Origin of the sequence: Bradyrhizobium sp. GCM10028915 (genome assembly GCF_042666195.1) — a bacterium.
In the GTDB taxonomy this organism is placed as follows: domain Bacteria; phylum Pseudomonadota; class Alphaproteobacteria; order Rhizobiales; family Xanthobacteraceae; genus Bradyrhizobium; species Bradyrhizobium canariense_D.
Genome location: NZ_JBHTFN010000031.1, coordinates 1 through 818, shown reverse-complemented (window position 1 = coordinate 818; position 818 = coordinate 1). Strand labels below are relative to the sequence as shown.

At 59.9% G+C, this 818-nt stretch carries 1 pseudogene; it reads right to left on the bottom strand.

Going from position 1 to position 818, the window contains the following annotated elements:
• A pseudogene (locus ACFQX9_RS16700) lies at nt 1-256 on the bottom strand (Crp/Fnr family transcriptional regulator); the annotation flags it as partial.
• Between the last annotated feature and the right edge of the window lie 562 nt (nt 257-818).

Below are 818 nucleotides of genomic sequence, written 5' to 3'. Positions count from 1 at the left end.
CTAGCACGGAAAGAGTGCCTACTGCTCCCTCGCGCCCTATTGCGGCGCTGGCGACCGTCTGTCCGTTGGCCATGTCGATCATCACAGAAATGGCGCCACTATGAGGAAAGAGGACGTGCTCGGTCTGGTCACCCGCCTGCGAGACGACCGCATCCCGATCGAGCGCTACCATCTCTAGCTCGGGCGCCAGCAGATCGAGGTCCGCCGCCGGTAGTGCTGCCAGAAGTCGGTTACCAATTTCGCCGGGAAGCGTCACTGCGGCCTCCTTGAACGATCCGCCGCATCGCATTTCGAGCGTCATAGGGCGGCCAACTCGAACTTTGTTTGAATCCGCCTACGCCTCGCGCCCCGAAGTCCAATTCAGCTGCGGAAGCTCTCAATCTCAAAAACTCCAACCACACGCGCCTCGGAGGCGAATTGTTGTCTCTCAGGGTGATTGAGGAGTTAGGTCCCAGCGCGCCGCTCCGCAATTGTGAAATGCGCATGGGTAATACCATAGGGAGTTCCGCTTTCCGGGACGCGGCAAACGCCGCGGCGATCTCGCAAGAGAGGGCTCGGCTTGACCTAGAAGCTCAACAGCTACGTGATGAAGCCGGGTCATTTCCGCCAGGACAAACGAGACAGTCTGCTTAGGAAGGCCCGGCAGAACGAAATCACGTCTCAGTAACCGAGTGGCTGGCCTTGCCAAGATGGCAGCCACCGAAATAGGGCGCCTCCGTTGGCGGCATGAGTGGCGGCTCAAACGAGCATCCACATCGTAAACGCGGCGCAGAGGCAGATCGTGCCCACGACAGTCATCCGGCAAAGAAGCGCTCGGT